At 48.2% G+C, this 16,125-nt stretch carries 17 protein-coding genes; 8 read left to right on the top strand and 9 right to left on the bottom strand.

What is annotated here, in order from left to right; all coding sequences use genetic code 11:
- Positions 1-204: 204 nt before the first annotated feature.
- A complete protein-coding gene (locus tag IEV98_RS14245; protein ID WP_188506656.1) occupies positions 205-1,851 on the top strand; it encodes a gliding motility protein RemB in 1,647 nt (548 codons plus the stop codon).
- 32 nt (positions 1,852-1,883) lie between these two features.
- The gene (gene aroQ / locus IEV98_RS14240; protein ID WP_188506655.1) at positions 1,884-2,306 is read left to right on the top strand and encodes a type II 3-dehydroquinate dehydratase; all 423 of its coding nucleotides are present in this window, start codon (positions 1,884-1,886) and stop codon (positions 2,304-2,306) included.
- Here the strand turns inward: aroQ and IEV98_RS14235 are convergent.
- From IEV98_RS14235 to IEV98_RS14210, 6 genes are all read right to left on the bottom strand, one after another.
- Entirely contained in the window at positions 2,245-3,462 is a 1,218-nt protein-coding gene (locus tag IEV98_RS14235; RefSeq protein WP_188506654.1) for a multidrug effflux MFS transporter, read from the bottom strand. The genes aroQ and IEV98_RS14235 overlap by 62 nt on opposite strands.
- Before the next feature lie 91 nt (positions 3,463-3,553).
- Positions 3,554-4,390, bottom strand: coding sequence for a prolipoprotein diacylglyceryl transferase (gene lgt / locus IEV98_RS14230; RefSeq protein ID WP_229738768.1), 837 nt, complete (start codon positions 4,388-4,390; stop codon positions 3,554-3,556).
- An 82-nt stretch (positions 4,391-4,472) separates the two neighbouring features.
- On the bottom strand, positions 4,473-5,399 hold the full coding sequence (gene rimK / locus IEV98_RS14225) for a 30S ribosomal protein S6--L-glutamate ligase (RefSeq protein ID WP_188506653.1): 927 nt from the start codon (positions 5,397-5,399) through the stop codon (positions 4,473-4,475).
- 58 nt (positions 5,400-5,457) lie between these two features.
- The gene (locus IEV98_RS14220; protein WP_188506652.1) at positions 5,458-5,904 is read right to left on the bottom strand and encodes an ATP-dependent zinc protease family protein; all 447 of its coding nucleotides are present in this window, start codon (positions 5,902-5,904) and stop codon (positions 5,458-5,460) included.
- A gap of 17 nt (positions 5,905-5,921) precedes the next feature.
- Positions 5,922-7,100: an AIR synthase related protein gene (locus tag IEV98_RS14215; protein ID WP_188506651.1), complete on the bottom strand. Its 1,179-nt coding sequence runs from the start codon at positions 7,098-7,100 to the stop codon at positions 5,922-5,924.
- Positions 7,101-7,108: 8 nt separating this feature from the next.
- On the bottom strand, positions 7,109-7,654 hold the full coding sequence (locus IEV98_RS14210; protein ID WP_188506650.1) for an OmpA family protein: 546 nt from the start codon (positions 7,652-7,654) through the stop codon (positions 7,109-7,111).
- A 173-nt stretch (positions 7,655-7,827) separates the two neighbouring features.
- On the opposite strand from IEV98_RS14210, the gene IEV98_RS14205 reads away from it, so the two are divergent.
- Positions 7,828-8,910 (top strand): Gfo/Idh/MocA family protein, encoded by a 1,083-nt coding sequence (locus IEV98_RS14205; protein ID WP_188506649.1) that lies wholly within the window; start codon positions 7,828-7,830, stop codon positions 8,908-8,910.
- Here IEV98_RS14205 and IEV98_RS14200 read toward each other — a convergent pair.
- Together IEV98_RS14200 and IEV98_RS14195 are read right to left on the bottom strand one after the other, a co-directional pair.
- Entirely contained in the window at positions 8,890-9,429 is a 540-nt protein-coding gene (locus IEV98_RS14200; RefSeq protein WP_188506648.1) for a hypothetical protein, read from the bottom strand. The two genes, IEV98_RS14205 and IEV98_RS14200, sit on opposite strands and share 21 nt — an antisense overlap.
- Positions 9,430-9,441: 12 nt before the next feature.
- Positions 9,442-10,422, bottom strand: coding sequence for a GlxA family transcriptional regulator (locus IEV98_RS14195; protein WP_188506647.1), 981 nt, complete (start codon positions 10,420-10,422; stop codon positions 9,442-9,444).
- A 118-nt stretch (positions 10,423-10,540) separates the two neighbouring features.
- On the opposite strand from IEV98_RS14195, the gene lepA reads away from it, so the two are divergent.
- The 5 genes from lepA (at position 10,541) to IEV98_RS14170 (ending at position 15,673) form a co-directional block, all read left to right on the top strand.
- Complete coding sequence (lepA, locus tag IEV98_RS14190) at positions 10,541-12,331, top strand: translation elongation factor 4 (protein WP_188506646.1); 1,791 nt, start codon at positions 10,541-10,543, stop codon at positions 12,329-12,331.
- Between the two features lie 12 nt (positions 12,332-12,343).
- Positions 12,344-13,228, top strand: a complete 885-nt coding sequence (locus IEV98_RS14185; protein WP_188506645.1) for a bifunctional 5,10-methylenetetrahydrofolate dehydrogenase/5,10-methenyltetrahydrofolate cyclohydrolase — start codon at positions 12,344-12,346, stop codon at positions 13,226-13,228.
- Between the two features lie 24 nt (positions 13,229-13,252).
- Positions 13,253-13,651 carry a hypothetical protein gene (locus IEV98_RS14180; protein ID WP_188506644.1) on the top strand — a complete coding sequence of 133 codons (399 nt, stop codon included), beginning with the start codon at positions 13,253-13,255 and terminating at the stop codon, positions 13,649-13,651.
- 72 nt (positions 13,652-13,723) lie between these two features.
- A complete protein-coding gene (locus IEV98_RS14175; RefSeq protein ID WP_188506643.1) occupies positions 13,724-14,398 on the top strand; it encodes a response regulator transcription factor in 675 nt (224 codons plus the stop codon).
- Complete coding sequence (locus IEV98_RS14170) at positions 14,399-15,673, top strand: sensor histidine kinase (RefSeq protein WP_188506642.1); 1,275 nt, start codon at positions 14,399-14,401, stop codon at positions 15,671-15,673.
- Here the strand turns inward: IEV98_RS14170 and IEV98_RS14165 are convergent.
- Positions 15,666-15,938, bottom strand: a complete 273-nt coding sequence (locus IEV98_RS14165; RefSeq protein WP_188506641.1) for a hypothetical protein — start codon at positions 15,936-15,938, stop codon at positions 15,666-15,668. The genes IEV98_RS14170 and IEV98_RS14165 overlap by 8 nt on opposite strands.
- Positions 15,939-16,125: the final 187 nt, after the last annotated feature.

Genomic DNA, 16,125 nt, shown 5'->3' with positions numbered 1-16,125 from the left:
GTTATCGCGTATAGGACGCACCATTGTTTGTTTTCTGCGCTGCAATATGCGAAAAAATCGGTTAATATCATCGAAGCAAATTCGTTTTAGCTAATCGTGTTTTAGCTGATTTTTGCCGTGATGTAGGTGGGTCGGTGGATTACAGCCGAATAATGGCTTAATTCTTGGTATGCAATGTTATCTTTGCTGACTGATTTTTTTTACATGATGACAAGACGTTTAGACTATCGCAGCTTCCGGCTGTTGTTGCTTATTGTCCTTTTGAGTGGCTCTTTGTACGATGGCAATGCCCAGTCAACCTATCAACCGTATTCATATCACTTTTATCAAAAGCTGAATAATACCTTATATGATACGGGCACCCGCCTTCATACGGCACTGAAGCCGATGATTATAGACAGCGCTTTACGCGCTCGGTATGATACGCTGATGCAATTGGGGGTGCGCCAGCGGAACTCCTGGGGTGGGCGAAAATTATACAACGAACACCTCGTGGATATTAAAAAGGATGAATATACATTTTACGCAGACTTCCTGCCGGACTTCCAAATTGGCCGAGACTTCGCCGGTGGCGGGCGTACCACGTGGTTAAACACCAGAGGTGCACAAGCCGGGGTGACCGTCGAAGATAAATTTTCACTGTACGTGAATTTTTTCGAAAACCAAGGGGTTTTTCCGGATTATGTGGGTGATTATATTTTTACGCATACCATCACTCCGGGACAGGGGTATGGTAAGACCATGGAAAGCAATCCACGGATAAAGGACTGGATGTATGGTTCTGCGGTTTTGTCGTATACCGCTGCCAAATACCTGAACGTGACACTAGCCTATGATAAGAATTTCATCGGTGACGGCTACCGTTCGCTGCTGCTTTCCGATGTTTCTTCCAACTATACATCCCTTAAACTAACAGGCGAATTGGGCAACGTGCAGTATATGAGCATGTGGGCCTATATGCTGGATCCGATGCACCCGCGTTCGCTCGACTCCGTAAGGCGTGCTGGCGACAACTGGAAGTGGGGTGCATTTCAATACCTAGACTGGAATGTAGACAATCGGTTTTCCATTGGGCTTTTCCAGTCGGTGGTGTGGGGCTCCCGGAATGCGGCCGGTCGACGTGGGTTTGATTTCAATTACCTCAATCCGATTATTTTCATGCGACCTGTGGAGTTGACGAATACTTCTTCGCCCGATAAGATGCACTTGGGCCTAAATACGAAATACAAGGCGTTGAAGAACCTCACGGTTTACGGGCAATTTCTGTTGGGTGAATTTACTGCTAAGGAATTTTTCGCCGGGAATGGGCATGTCAATAATAAATGGGCGGCACAACTCGGTTTCCGGGGCTTCGATGCATTCGGAATCAAGGACTTGAATTTCCTAGCTGAGTACAATACAGCCCGCCCTTATACGTATTCGCATTTTGACCCGGTAAGCAACTACAGTAACTACGGCCAACCATTGGCCCATCCTTGGGGCGCTAATTTCAGGGAGTTGGTCGGCATACTGAATTATTCGTACCAACGGTTTGATTTCTCGTTTCACGGCACGTGGGGGAAGTTTGGTACAGACCCGGATTCTACGACCAATTATGGGAACGATATTTTCAAATCGTATAGTACGCATCTGCGTGTGTATGGCAACCGTATCGGTCAGGGGGTTAGCAACAACCTGTTATACGCCAATGGACGGGTTTCCTATCTGTTCAACCCGAAATATAACCTGCGGATAGAAGCCGGTGCCGTGTACCGGCGCCATGGGGTGCCCTCATTGGGCAAGCATCACCAAACCGGTATGTTCACCCTCGGGCTGCGCGCATCGTTCCGCAATTTTTATTATGATTTTTAGGATATCCGTTTTTTTTTTGATATTGCAAACCTATGAGCAGGATCATCATCATCAATGGCCCCAACTTGAACCTGTTGGGGGTACGCGAAAAGGGTATCTACGGGGACCAGCGGTTCGAGACTTATTTCGAGAGGTTGCGTGCACAGGTAGCCGGGGTGGAGTTATCCTACTTCCAGAGTAATCACGAAGGGGCCATTATCGATAAAATCCATGAAGTTGGTTTTTCCGACGACGGCATCGTTCTCAATGCAGGAGCTTATACACATACTTCACTAGCTATCGCTGACGCCATTGCGGCAGTGACAACGCCGGTTGTTGAAGTGCATATCTCCAATGTCTACGCCCGGGAGCCGTATCGCCATCATTCTTACCTTGCGAAAAACTGTAAGGGGGTTATCTGCGGGTTTGGTCTGGACGGCTACCGGCTGGCCGTCGAAAGCTTGCTGACAAAATAAGCATGCTGAGGGAGGCGCAACCGGCCATGACCGCAGCCATGGGAATCGTTGTTCCATTGTGAAAATAGCTCACTAACCCCGAAGACAGCGCTCCACAGGCCATTTGCAGACTGCCTAACAGTGCTGAGGCACTCCCCGCCAGCTTGTCGAAGGGACTGAGGGCCAGCGCGGAAGTATTGGGAAAGACGAATCCCTGTGAGCCAAGGAATAGGAAAATTAATGCGACCATCCAAAAAAGGTTGATGTATCCAACGATGCAAAATCCGACCAATGCCAAGCCGATAACGGATTGAACGATCAGTGCTGTTCTGGCTATTTTTTCGCTGCTGTACTTATTCAACAAATACCTGTTCAACTGGCTTGCTGTAATCAACGCGGATGCAATCAACGCAAATACCAGTCCGTATTGTTTTTCGTTCAAGCCATATAGCGTAATCATGATGTAAGGCGATCCAGCTAGGTATGCATATAAGCCAGAAGACGCGAAGCCCCCTGCAAATGCATAGGTGAAGAACTGCCGGTTTTTGAAGACCTGCCAATACGATTGGGTGATCGGCCGGGGCATGAGCGACATTTTGGGGTTGGGTCCTTTGCTCTCCGGTAGAAAAAAAATGACAGCCAGTAGAATGCATGTGGTCATCACCGCCAACACCAGGAATATCCCATGCCAATCCCAGTGCGCCATCACGAAACTCCCCACGGTGGGTGCGAGTATGGGCGAAATGCCGATGACCAACATCAATAGGGAAAAGATCTTAGCGCTTTCCGTCGGCCCGAAAAAATCACGCACCATCGCGCGCGACGCAACCATGCCTCCACAACTGCCCAGGGCTTGTATGAATCGGTAAGCGACGAGGTAATCGGCGGAATTGGTCAATGCACAGCTGATAGACGCCACGATGTAAATAATCAGTCCGACGACGAGGGGGACTTTCCGGCCAAAGCGGTCCAGTAATGGACCATAGATGATTTGTCCAGAAGCGATCCCGATAAAGAAGGACGTAAGCGAAAGCTGAACGTGTGCCACCGTGGTATCCAGGCTCGCCGCTATGGCGTCAAAGCCAGGAAGATACATGTCTATGGAAAACGGCCCTATGGCCGAAAGCAACCCAAGGGTGATAAAGATAAAAAGCCGATGTCTTTGCGTGGATGCCATGAAAGTGACAAAATTAACGCTTTGTTTCCGGTAAAATTCGGATTCGACGTAATTATGTTGTCACCCGCGAAACAGGGAACACCTTAGTGGATTATTTCTTCTTGTTAGGCAGTGCCTGATATGGCCGAAATACGAGATATATCCCCGCGGCAACAAATGGCAAACTCAATAGTTGGCCCATGTTATACGCCATTCCCGCCTCAAACGCTTCCTGGTTTTCCTTTAAAAATTCCATGACGAAACGTGCACCGAATAAGAGGATCAAAAACAGGCCGAATAGAAAGCCTGGCTTCAATAATGATTTTCGGTGATAGATATTCCACAACAGGATAAATATCAATAGGTAACAAATCGCTTCATAAAGCTGTGCCGGATGCCGCGCAATGGCATCCACGCGCTCAAAAACCACCGCCCAGGGCAAATCCGAGGGCAAACCGATGATCTCCGAATTGAAAAAATTGCCGATGCGCACAAAAGCCCCTGCCAGCGGAACAACCAAAACCAGCCGGTCGGCAATCCATAAAAAATCCGTCTTGGTCTTGCGGCAGAAAAGGAAAATCCCAACCAGTATACCGATAGCACCGCCGTGGCTGGCCAATCCATGGAAGCCCGTGAGGGTAAACTTGCCGTCCACGTAGGTATATGGCAGTATCATTTCCAGTGGGTGATCCTTATAATAATCGAATTCATAGAATAGGCAATGACCGAGCCTTGCACCCAGTAATGTGCCGACAAAAATATAAATGCTCAACTGATCCAACAGCTCCTGTGGCTTGTTTTCACGCTTGAAAATGCGAAGCATCAATACGTAGCTACCGATGAAGGCTAGTAAGAAACATAAGGTATAATACCGAACTTCAAAGCTGCCGATACTGAAGATTTCTGGCCTCGTATTCCAATGGATTGCGCCCAATATGCTGTCTATCATGGTTATGATCCGTTTAGGTCGGTAAATATAAGGTTTATTTGCTTATTCGCGAATCAGATTTGTCCCCCCTTTATCAGCCATATCAGAGCTTCTGCCCAGCCTTTACTTTCCGCTCTTTCCTGGTCTGTTGTTTCAGGACATACTGCTTTTCAAGAAAGGAAATGACCTCACCGGCAATATCTTTATTGGTGGCTTTTTCAATACCCTCTAGGCCTGGCGAGGAGTTAACTTCGAGCACAAGTGGTCCACGGTCGGAAGGCAGCATATCCACGCCGCATACGGTAAGACCCAATTCCTTTGCCGCGCGTACGGCAGTTTCTCGCTCCGTTTTATTGAGTTTGATGATTTCTGCCGTGCCTCCACGGTGGAGATTGGACCGGAATTCGCCTTCCTTTGCGGTACGTTTCATGGCGCCAACAACCCGACCATCGACTACGAACGCCCGGATGTCACTGCCGCGCGATTCCTTGATGTATTCCTGGATGAGAATGTTATTGCCTAAGCCGTAAAATGCTTCGATGACAGACGAGGCCGCTTTTTTGGTTTCGGCCAATACCACGCCAATGCCTTGGGTGCCCTCGAGCAACTTGATGACCAACGGTGGACCGCCCACCATCTTGATGAGGTCGTCCACATCGTGCGTCCTACGGGCAAATCCCGTGATGGGCATGCCGATACCCGCCCCTGATAGGATCTGCATGCAGCGCAGCTTATCGCGCGAGCGCGTAATAGCTTGGCTGGGATTGGCGGATATCACCCCCATCACTTCGAATTGCCGTACGATGGCCGATCCATAGAAGGTCACCGATGCCCCTATCCGAGGAATAATCGCATCGATATCCGAGAGATGCTGCCCCTTGTAGTGGATGCTGGGTTGGCCCTGTCGGATTCCCACATAGCATTGGCTATGATCTATCACGATGCATTCATGACCCCGCAAATGGGCAGCCTCTACCAGTCGACGGGTAGAATATAGGTTTTTGATTGTTGATAATACGGCTATCTTCACGTGTGCTCTAATGACTTACTGATGGGTAGAAACAATAACAATGCCCGAATGTTTGCGACTACTTGTTATCCTTGCTCGCTTTTCGGGCGAGGTTTGACCGCGATACGTCGACCACGAATTTTTTACGGATGAAGGTGCGGCCCAATAACATGGGAAATTCCATTCCGGATCGGTCACGTAGTGAAATCTCGATGGGATGTAATTCGTCAAACAGGGTGACCGATGTACGGATGATGTAACGGTTTTCTTCCTGTCCAAATGAATTTTTTATTTTCCGTTCGCTATGGAATGGGAACACATAGGTCTCCGACTGTGGACGGCAACGGTCATCCAGGGGCCGAAATTCGACAAACTGCTTCCGACCTTTTTTGATGAGTTGGATATGGCTGCAATGCAGCACGGATGTACGGGCGCCAGTATCCACTTTGGCAGGAATATCGCGAAGGCCCAAATCCGGCAGATCTAGGGTTTCCTTCCAACCGATCACCTTTAGTTTGGGAGACATTTGAGGGTAAATAACGATCAATAATAAACATATTCACCAAATGGGGATTTGACGGTCACCTGCTTCACAGCCGCGGTCTCCACATGCCCCACGATCTGCGCGGCAATGCCGTACCGATCGGCAATGTCAATGATATCGTCTGCAATAGCGGCTGGTACATAGCATTCCATGCGATGCCCCATATTGAACACTTTGTACATTTCTTGCCAAGCGGTATTAGACTCTGCTTGAATAAGCTTGAACAAGGGCGGGATATCAAACAGGTTATCCTTGATGACATGTAGGTTGTCAATAAAATGCAAAACTTTAGTCTGTGCGCCACCACTGCAATGAACCATCCCGTGGATTTGCGTGCGATACTTGTCGAGTACCTGCTTCACCACCGGTGCATAGGTACGGGTAGGGGAAAGGACTAGTTTTCCGACGGTTGTAACACCATAGCCCGGGATTTCAATGGCTTCTGTGAGTGCTTTGCTGCCGGCAAATACCAATTCGAACGGTACAGCCGGGTCAAAGCTCTCCGGAAACTGCTTGGCAACAGCCTTGTGGAATACATCATGCCGCGCCGACGTCAATCCGTTGGATCCCATGCCACCGTTATAGTCGGTTTCGTAACTGGCACGGCCGTATGACGCTAATCCTACGATTACATCACCGGCCTGTATCCGATGGTTTGAAATGACGTCTTCGCGTTTCATCCGGCAGGTAACGGTGCTATCCACGATGATGGTGCGCACCAAGTCGCCCACATCGGCAGTTTCTCCCCCCGTAGAATAGATGCCGATGCCAAGGTCGCGGAGTTCGGCGAGAATTTCTTCGGTACCATTGATGATTTCGGCAATAACTTCCCCGGGGATCACGTTTTTATTACGGCCGATGGTGGATGACAATAGGATATTATCCGTTGCTCCTACGCAAAGCAAATCATCGAGGTTCATCACGATGGCATCTTGGGCGATACCCCGCCAGACAGACCGGTCGCCCGTCTCCTTCCAATAAACATATGCTAGGGACGATTTCGTGCCAGCCCCATCGGCATGCATGATGTTACACCAGCCATCGTCTCCGCCCAATATATCGGGAATGATCTTGCAGAAAGCTTGGGGAAACAAGCCTTTATCAAGGTTTTTGATGGCATTATGCACGTCTTCCTTTCCCGCGGATACCCCTCGCTGGTTGTACTTCAAATCAGCCATTTCCTATCTTAGTCTACGTGACGGATTTCCACGCGACGATTTCGTGCACGCCCGCTTTCGGTATCATTGGAAGCATCAGGCCGGGTAGCACCATAACCCTTTACCGTCAGATTATTTCCATAGATACCTGAATTGACCAGGTACAGCTTTACGGCATTGGCCCGATCAATGGATAATTCCATGTTGTATTCGGGAGTTCCTTCGATTGAGGCGTGTCCGTCAATGATAAATTTAGCATCAGCATCTTTCTGCATCTCCCTGGCTATATGGTCGAGGATCGCATAGGATTCAGTTTTCAATACGTGTGAGTCGTATTCAAATTGGATATTCTTGAACGTGTAATTTGGCGGAGCCACGGGAGTCGGGTCTGATTTGGTAGGCGCAGCCTTTGGTTCCTCTTTCTTCGGCTCCATAACCATGCGTTCTTCTGGAATATCCCGCTCAACGACCTCGGCCGCGGGTTGAAGTACGACCTGTTTTGGCTTGCAGCTTTGATAAGAGATGGCTAACATGCCTAAGCAGGCCATTAATATACAATTACTTACGGTTTTCATGTACGTTGAATTTATTGCTTGTAAACATAGGAAATATCTGTTGAATTATAAGGAAACATGCCGAGCAACTCTGAACTTTTTTGCATATACTTGGCAATTAATATGTTTCTTGTTTTTAATCAATTCCTAGTTGTCTGAAGATGAATGCAATGATGATGCCAACCTGTCATTTTATGAAGGCCTTTTCGATTTTTCTGTTGTTATGTTTTAATCACGCGTTTGCGCAAGACCGGCTGAAAGTTGCTGTGGCGGGACTAAGCCATGACCACGTACATACCCTATTGAATGCATATCAGCATAATGAGGTGGATATTTTGGGTATTGCTGAGCGCGACCAAAAATTGATAGTACGCTATCGAGACCAGTATAAACTGCCGGAAACCTTGTTTTTCGAAACTGTTGCAGACATGTTGCGCGTGATCAAACCGGATGTTGTTTTGGCCTATAATGCGATTTCCGAACACGTGGAAGTGGCCGAGGTTTGCCTTCCGCTGGGGGTTCCTTTGATGGTAGAGAAGCCGCTGGCGGCAACGAATGAAGATGCTAGGCGGATTGCCCAATTAGCGACTGAATACGAGACGCAGGTATTGACCAACTACGAAACGACATGGTATGATAGCAACCAGACCTTAAAGCAGCTGGTAGCGGAGGGGGATATCGGAAAACTGAAGAAGATCATGGTGAAAGACGGGCATCAAGGGCCGAAAGAGATCGGTTGCAGCGAAGCTTTCTTGAGCTGGCTTACCCATCCGGAAAAAAATGGAGGCGGAGCATTGATTGATTTCGGATGTTATGGCGCGAATCTGATGACCTGGCTGATGGATGGCACACGTCCGATTGCGGTAACGGCGGTGACAAGGCAGTTGAAACCAACGGTGTATCCCTTGGTGGATGACGATGCCACGATCATCGTTGAGTATGAAGGTGGTACAACGGGCATTATCCAAGCTTCGTGGGATTGGCCATATAGCATCAAGGATTTACAGGTGTATGGCGAAAAGACCTCCCTGCATGCGGTGGATCCCAATACCTTGGTGCGTTATTCCGGTCCGACGCGGCAAACCCGCATTCCGCTAACAGACAACACCTACTTCGCCGACCACCTCTCGTATTTGAAGGCGGTATTGAAGGATGGTGCAGAAAGCAAGAACGATTTATCCTCACTGGCAAACAATTTAATTGTCGTGGAGATTTTGCATGCCGCTAGGGAATCCGCAAAACGCGGCGAGCGTGTGTTACTCGATACGGCTCAGTAACAGTGCATCACACCACTGCTTGTACCGTTCGGGGGTGAGATACGGCGTTGGAATCGCAAGTTCAACGGTATGCAGCGCTGTTGGGCCCTCAGCTACGTAGGTCATCAAGGTGACTGATCCGCATTCGCCACCCGGTAATTTCGTGGATTTGATGCTGTATAGGATCGCCATGCGGCCGTCCACCACTTTGCTATCCACAATTTCCAGCTCAGCGTCAGGGCATCCAGCCTTCTCATAAAGCCATTTTTCCTCAGGCGTTCCCTCGGCCTTCATCGGATAATACCGCCTGTCTATGGTGGTGACCGTCACGGTTTGAACGGGTGTGCTTTCTGGATTCTTGCCCCTTGTCGTGTAGGCTACGCCGCGTATGCCTTTGGTATCTTTAGGTATTTTATCGCTTTTCCAGCGGTATTCCGTGGGCAGCGTAACAATGAGCGTCTCTTTACCCGGTGTTGGCTGGGCCTCGGCTAGAGAGGCCACAAAAAACAGGTAGATGGTCATTCCCAATATCCGTGTCATCCGTGTTCGATATTAAATGATCGGTTCAAACCGCATAGCGAATTTATTCCGGTAAGCCTTTGGTGTCATCCCGGTGTTTTGCTTGAACAGTTGCCTGAAGTTTTTCATGTCATTATAACCGGCAGAGAGCATGATTTCAAACAACCCCTTCTCGGTATTTTCCAGTAGTTTTTTTGCCGCTTCTATTTTTGTTTTTTGGAGGTACCGGATAGGGGTTATCCCGGTAGCCTGTTTGAATCGCCGTACCAAATTCCGCCTGCTGGCCGGGATATCCGCGATAGCCTCCTCGATGCTTTTGATTTCGGGAAATTCGTTTTTGATTTTGTGTTGGACACGCATCACCAATTCATCATCATGGGCTTCAATGGGCGAAAAGTGACCGAAATATGCTTGGTTTTCGCGGTCCATGTCTATGGAAAAGACCTTCGCGATGCGGACAGCCAATTCCCGGCCACAGTATTTCTGGATCAGGGCCAGCTTGAGGTGAAATCCACTCGTAGCTCCACCACTGGTGTAAATGTTGGCATCCTGCGTTACAACAGCCTCTTGCTGGAGCTTGATCTGGGGGAAAGAAGCGGCCAATTTATCCGCGGCATCTACATGGGTAGTGGCGCGCCTATTATTGAGCAACCCCGAGGCCGCAAGCAGGAAAGCACCGGTACAGTAGCTGGCCAATGTGGCGCCGTTTTTATATTGCTCATGAAGCCACGGAATGAAGCAGCTGTTTTCAGCCACGGTTTGAGCCAGATCTACCGGTCCGAAGGCAGGAATAAAGATCAAGTCATACAACTCCCCTTCAGTGAATGGTCTGTAGGGGATATGGCTGATGTTGTCCGGAAGCGACTGCATTTCCTTGGCGCCAACCAATGTGATCTGGAATAGCGCTGGCTTTCCGTCATCTTTGAGAAACCGGTTGGCAGTTTCGAAGACATCAACGATGGCAGCCAAGCTCAGCAGCCGGTATTTACTCGTCAGAATGATGGACAGTTGCATATTACTTGCATTGTTGTAAGCCAAAGATACGAACCTTTTGGTGTACTTTATCCAAAATGTCACTGTGGTCCAAAAATATCCTGTCAAAAACCTATCTTTGCCGTTTGAAGATGATTGTATGAACCATATCCGTAATTTTTGCATCATTGCGCACATAGACCACGGAAAAAGCACCTTGGCAGACAGGCTGTTGGAGTTTACGAAGACGATTACCCAACGCGAAGCCCAAGCGCAGCTGCTGGATAATATGGATCTGGAGCGTGAGCGGGGCATCACCATTAAAAGTCACGCCATCCAGATGAACTACGAGCGGGATGGGCAGGAATATGTACTGAATCTGATCGATACGCCGGGACACGTGGATTTTTCTTATGAGGTATCGCGCTCCATTGCGGCCTGTGAGGGTGCATTGCTTATCGTCGATGCCTCCCAGGGAATTCAGGCGCAAACGATTTCGAACCTTTACCTTGCCGTTGAGCACGACCTGGAAATCATCCCAATACTGAACAAAATGGATTTGCCCGGAGCGATGCCGGAAGAGGTGAAAGACCAGATCGTTGATTTGATCGGCGGTAAGCGCGAAGACATCATCCCTGCATCCGGAAAGACGGGTCTGGGCGTGCCGGATATCCTGAATGCTATTGTAGACCGTGTTCCTGCACCGGTAGGCGATGCGGAGGCACCTTTGCAAGCGCTGATTTTCGATTCGGTGTTTAATTCGTTCCGCGGTATCATGGCCTATTTCAAAGTGGAGAACGGCGAAATAAGAAAAGGTGACAAAGTGAAGTTCATCGCCACAGGCAAAGAATATATTGCGGATGAGATCGGCACATTGAAGCTTAATCAAGTACCCAAAGCGGTCATCAAGACTGGTGATGTCGGGTACATCATATCCGGCATCAAGGAAGCCCGTGAGGTAAAGGTAGGTGATACCATCACCCATGTGGCCCGCCCAAGCATAGGAGCTATCAAAGGGTTTGAGGAGGTGAAGCCAATGGTATTCGCCGGTATCTATCCGGTAGATACGGAAGATTACGAAGAACTGCGCGAGAGTATGCACCGATTGCAACTCAATGATGCATCATTGGTGTTCGAGCCTGAGTCTTCTGCTGCACTGGGATTTGGTTTCCGTTGTGGTTTTCTGGGCATGTTGCATATGGAAATCATCCAGGAGCGGCTGGAGCGGGAATTTGACATGACGGTCATTACCACCGTGCCAAACGTGTCTTACAAAGCTTACCTCACGAAAAATACCGAGGAAATTATCGTGCATAATCCGTCAGACTTGCCCGACCCCAGCAAGTTGGAATTTGTGGAGGAGCCTTACATCAAAGCGAATATCATCACGAAGGCTGAGTTCACCGGGCCGGTTATGTCATTATGCATCCAAAAAAGGGGGACGATTGTCAATCAATCTTACCTGACCGCCGATCGGGTGGAGCTTGTGTTCGAAATGCCGATGGGTGAGATTGTCTTTGATTTCTATGATAAGTTAAAAACCATATCCAAAGGGTATGCGTCGTTTGACTACCATCAAATAGGGTACCGGCAATCAGACTTAGTAAAGCTGGATATCCGGTTGAACGGTGAGCCGGTGGATGCATTATCGTCACTCATCCATAGGAGCAACTCCTATGACTTTGGTAAGAAGATTTGCGAAAAACTGAAGGAGCTGTTGCCCAGGCAGCAATTTGAAATCGCCATACAGGCCTCTATTGGGGCTAAAATCATCGCCCGCGAGAATATCCGGGCATTGCGTAAGGACGTAACGGCGAAATGTTACGGTGGCGATATTTCCCGTAAGCGCAAATTGTTGGAGAAGCAGAAGAAGGGGAAAAAGCGCATGCGCCAAGTGGGTAATGTTGAAATCCCCCAATCGGCATTTATGGCGGTGTTGAAGTTGGATTAAATCTCGAATAATATGCAATTACTTGACGGAAAACTGGTATCCGCAAAAATCAAGGAAGACATCAAGCAAGAAGCCGCAGCATTTTTGGCTTCGACCGGAAGGCGGCCGCATTTGGTAGCGATTCTCGTTGGCAACGACGGTGCGAGCGAGACGTATGTGGCCAGCAAGATGCGTAACTGCGAATTGGTTGGCTTTGAGTCTACCAATATCCACTACGAAACGCACATCACCGAGGCCGAACTGATTGCAAAGATCAAGGAACTCAACGCGGACGCAGGGGTAGATGGACTCATTGTGCAGCTGCCATTGCCAGCACACATCGATCCGGATCGTATTACCGAGGCGATTGATTATCGAAAGGATGTGGACGGTTTCCATCCTGTGAATCTTGGCAGGATGCAACGCAACCTACCTTGTTTTATCCCTGCCACGCCGTATGGTATTTTGTTGATGCTCGACCACTACGGTATCGATACCACGGGCATGCATGCCGTGGTGGTAGGGAGGAGCAACATTGTGGGAAGCCCAATGAGTATCCTCCTGGCGAGAAATGAAAAACCCGGCAACTGTACGGTAACGCTAACCCACAGCCGCACAAAAAACATCAAGGAAGAGGTACAGCGCGCAGATATTGTAGTAGCGGCAATCGGAAAAAAGCATTTTATTACTGCAGATATGGTAAAGGAAGGTGCAGTGGTAATCGATGTTGGTATCAACCGTGAGGTCAGTAGCGAAACCAAATCGGGATATAAGCTTTATGGAGATGTCGATTTTGAACACGTTGCGCCGAAATCATCCTGGATTACGCCTGTACCCGGTGGGGTAGGATTGATGACCATTATCGGACTGCTGAAGAATACGTTGGAAGCAGCAAAGGGAAGTGTATATTTAAAATAATCTCACCATTATCAAACGGAAGAAATGAAGAAACTGGCATTGGTAGCCTTGTTTGCAGGAGCGTTGACGTTTGCAGCGTGCAATAATAGCAGTGAATCGATCGACGATGCCCATGAGCACAATCATGCCGATCACGATCATGATGGACACGACCATACCATCGGCGAGCAAGTAGATGCTGCTATGGATACCGTTCAGAAGAAAAGTGACGAAATAAAGGCAAAAGCAGAAGAATTGGGTGACGAATCGAAATCGAAATTCGAGGAAGCCAAGGAAGGGGTTAAGGCAGGTGTTCAAAGCGCCAAGGAGGAAGTCGTGGATGCGTCAAAGGCAGTAGCTAAGGATGTAAAGAATGCGGCAAAGAAGGTGGGAGATGAGGTTGGCGACGCGGCAAAAAAAGTAAAAGAAGATCTGAAGAAGTAAAACCGGTGCAGGAAGTCCTCCAGCCTTTTTACAGATTTTCACGGTATCTTTGTGCTTTTAAAAAGCCGGCGTATGAAATTGCTTATCGTTGAAGACGAAAAAGGATTACGGGAGAATATCATCCAGTTCTTGCATAAAGAACAGTACATTGTCGAGGCGGCCCCCGATTTCCGGTCGGCCATTGAGAAGATTTCTCTTTACGACTACGACTGCATCTTGCTTGATGTGGGGTTGCCGGATGGCAATGGGCTGAATGTGCTAAGGGCACTCAAATCGAAGCAAAAGAGCGATAACGTGATTATTATTTCAGCTAAGGATTCGCTGGATGATAAATTGGAAGGGCTCGAGTTGGGCGCTGATGACTACCTGACTAAACCATTTCACCTAGCAGAGCTGAACGCCCGCATCAAAGCCGTAATACGGAGGAAAGCACTTGGCGGTGGCCATATCGTAAGGCTCAATAATATGGAACTGAACTTCGATAGTAGGACGGTCAATGTAGCGGGTGCCGAAATCCACCTTAACCGGAAAGAGTTCGATATATTGGCTTTTTTTGTAGTCAATAAAAACCGCCTGATCTACAAGTCCGCATTGGCCGAGCACGTGTGGGGCGATCACATGGACAACGCGGATAATTTCGACTTCATTTATTCTCAGATCAAAAACCTGCGCAAGAAGCTGAAAGACCATGGTGCCAACCTGGAAATCCAAGCGATATACGGGGTAGGGTACAAGCTCTCTGTATAGATGAAGCTGCTTAATCACACGCTGCTGTATCTCTCTGCCTCATTGATTTTCATCTTGAGTATATGGGCCGTTGTCTTCTACTTCAGTATGATGGATGAAGTGTACGACAGTATCGACGATGGGCTGGAAAACTACAAGATGCTCATTATCAAAAAGGCCAGCCGGGATTCAACGTTACTCAGTAAGGACAGCTTTGACGAAAGCAACTATGCCATACGGCCCATCGACCGCGAATGGGCCCTCCGGGCAACGGAACAGTTCAGGGACACTTCCATGTATATGGAGTATGAGGAAGACTATGAGGTGGTGCGCATGCTTACCACGTATTTCTCTACCCCAGCAGAACAGTATTATGAATTGAGGATCATCACCTCCATGGTAGAAGGGGAGGATTTGGTAGGTGACTTGCTCCATGCCTTGCTGTGGTTGTATGTTGCGGTGATTGCCAGTGCATTTATCATCAATAATTGGGTGTTGCGAAAAATCTGGCGACCGTTTTATGAGTTGCAGCACGAATTGAGGGGGTTTAAGCTGGGCGAGGATAAATCGTTTAAACCACCGCAGACCAAGGTAACGGAATTCCGGGACATGAATGATACCGTGGCTGCGTTGCTTAAAGCCAATATCGCCGTTTTCCAGCAGCAAAAGCAGTTTATCGAAAATGCGTCACACGAACTGCAGACCCCTTTGGCGATTGCCATCAATAAGCTTGAGTTACTGCTTGAACAATTCCAGGGAGCGGACGGGCAGATGCAGTTGCTAGCGAATGCTATCCAGTACCTCGAACGGATGACCCGGCTCAACAAGTCCTTATTACTGCTTTCCAAGATTGAAAATAAGCAGTTTTCGAAAGAAGAAAAAGTCGATTTCAATCAGCGGCTGCGGCAACAGATAGCTGACTTTGATGAACTTCTCCAATACAAAGCCATCACTGTTGAAATCGTTGAAAAAGCCAGGTTTACGCGGGTTTTCAATGCGGATCTGGCAGATGTATTGATCACGAATTTATTGAAAAACGCCATTGTTCATAACCATAGTGGGGGGGCTGTCCACATCGTCATCAAGGATAACGGCTTCGAAATTGCTAATACCGGCTTAAAGCAACCGTTAGACCCAGGGAAAATGTTTGCCCGTTTTTATCGGGCAGCAGACAACGCGTCATCTACCGGTCTTGGTCTAGCCGTTGTCAAGGCGATTGCGCAACTTTACCAAGCCGAGCTGGACTATCATTATGAAGCCGGTATACATTACTTCAACTTTCAACTACCTACCTGATGTAATCCTCATCGGCTTGATCCAGCGGTTTGTCCGTGCCGAAGGTCGTGTCGGGCGCCGGATATTCTTCCTTGATGCGTTTCTTTTTCGGTCGGCCAAGCAGGAAACCGACTACAGCACCGATGAAGAACATGGTGCCCAAGACCGCCAGTTTGGGAACGGTTCGTGTACCGAATATCCAAAAATTGACCTCATCCATATTTTTCATGAGGATAACTGTAACCAACACGGTTAGCACGATGATCGAAATGGTTTTAGCGCTCATGGTTACTTTATCGATTTTATGGCCAAAGTAACAAAAATCTTATGGTATATATGTACGGCACGTTAACATTTTTTAACTTTTTTTTAGGGAAAAATTTGATTATATGGCTGAACATCGTACTTTTGGGGCAGCGATAGAATTAAGTCACACATTGAGGCACATTTTTTAGACACACATTATTGGTATT

Origin of the sequence: Parapedobacter pyrenivorans (genome assembly GCF_014636865.1) — a bacterium.
Lineage (GTDB): Bacteria > Bacteroidota > Bacteroidia > Sphingobacteriales > Sphingobacteriaceae > Parapedobacter > Parapedobacter pyrenivorans.
The sequence above is the reverse complement of the archived record's forward strand: the minus strand, read 5'-3'. Positions and strand labels throughout refer to the sequence as shown.

Excerpts from the sequence above, each read along its gene's own strand:
- IEV98_RS14245 (WP_188506656.1), top strand. The coding sequence starts at position 205 with ATGATGACAAGACGTTTAGACTATCGCAGCTTCCGGCTGTTGTTGCTT.
- aroQ (WP_188506655.1), top strand. The coding sequence starts at position 1,884 with ATGAGCAGGATCATCATCATCAATGGCCCCAACTTGAACCTGTTGGGG.
- IEV98_RS14235 (WP_188506654.1), bottom strand. The coding sequence starts at position 3,462 with ATGGCATCCACGCAAAGACATCGGCTTTTTATCTTTATCACCCTTGGG.
- lgt (WP_229738768.1), bottom strand. The coding sequence starts at position 4,390 with ATGATAGACAGCATATTGGGCGCAATCCATTGGAATACGAGGCCAGAA.
- IEV98_RS14220 (WP_188506652.1), bottom strand. The coding sequence starts at position 5,904 with ATGTCTCCCAAACTAAAGGTGATCGGTTGGAAGGAAACCCTAGATCTG.
- IEV98_RS14215 (WP_188506651.1), bottom strand. The coding sequence starts at position 7,100 with ATGGCTGATTTGAAGTACAACCAGCGAGGGGTATCCGCGGGAAAGGAA.
- IEV98_RS14210 (WP_188506650.1), bottom strand. The coding sequence starts at position 7,654 with ATGAAAACCGTAAGTAATTGTATATTAATGGCCTGCTTAGGCATGTTA.
- IEV98_RS14205 (WP_188506649.1), top strand. The coding sequence starts at position 7,828 with ATGAAGGCCTTTTCGATTTTTCTGTTGTTATGTTTTAATCACGCGTTT.
- IEV98_RS14200 (WP_188506648.1), bottom strand. The coding sequence starts at position 9,429 with ATGACACGGATATTGGGAATGACCATCTACCTGTTTTTTGTGGCCTCT.
- IEV98_RS14195 (WP_188506647.1), bottom strand. The coding sequence starts at position 10,422 with ATGCAACTGTCCATCATTCTGACGAGTAAATACCGGCTGCTGAGCTTG.
- lepA (WP_188506646.1), top strand. The coding sequence starts at position 10,541 with ATGAACCATATCCGTAATTTTTGCATCATTGCGCACATAGACCACGGA.
- IEV98_RS14185 (WP_188506645.1), top strand. The coding sequence starts at position 12,344 with ATGCAATTACTTGACGGAAAACTGGTATCCGCAAAAATCAAGGAAGAC.
- IEV98_RS14180 (WP_188506644.1), top strand. The coding sequence starts at position 13,253 with ATGAAGAAACTGGCATTGGTAGCCTTGTTTGCAGGAGCGTTGACGTTT.
- IEV98_RS14175 (WP_188506643.1), top strand. The coding sequence starts at position 13,724 with ATGAAATTGCTTATCGTTGAAGACGAAAAAGGATTACGGGAGAATATC.
- IEV98_RS14170 (WP_188506642.1), top strand. The coding sequence starts at position 14,399 with ATGAAGCTGCTTAATCACACGCTGCTGTATCTCTCTGCCTCATTGATT.
- IEV98_RS14165 (WP_188506641.1), bottom strand. The coding sequence starts at position 15,938 with ATGAGCGCTAAAACCATTTCGATCATCGTGCTAACCGTGTTGGTTACA.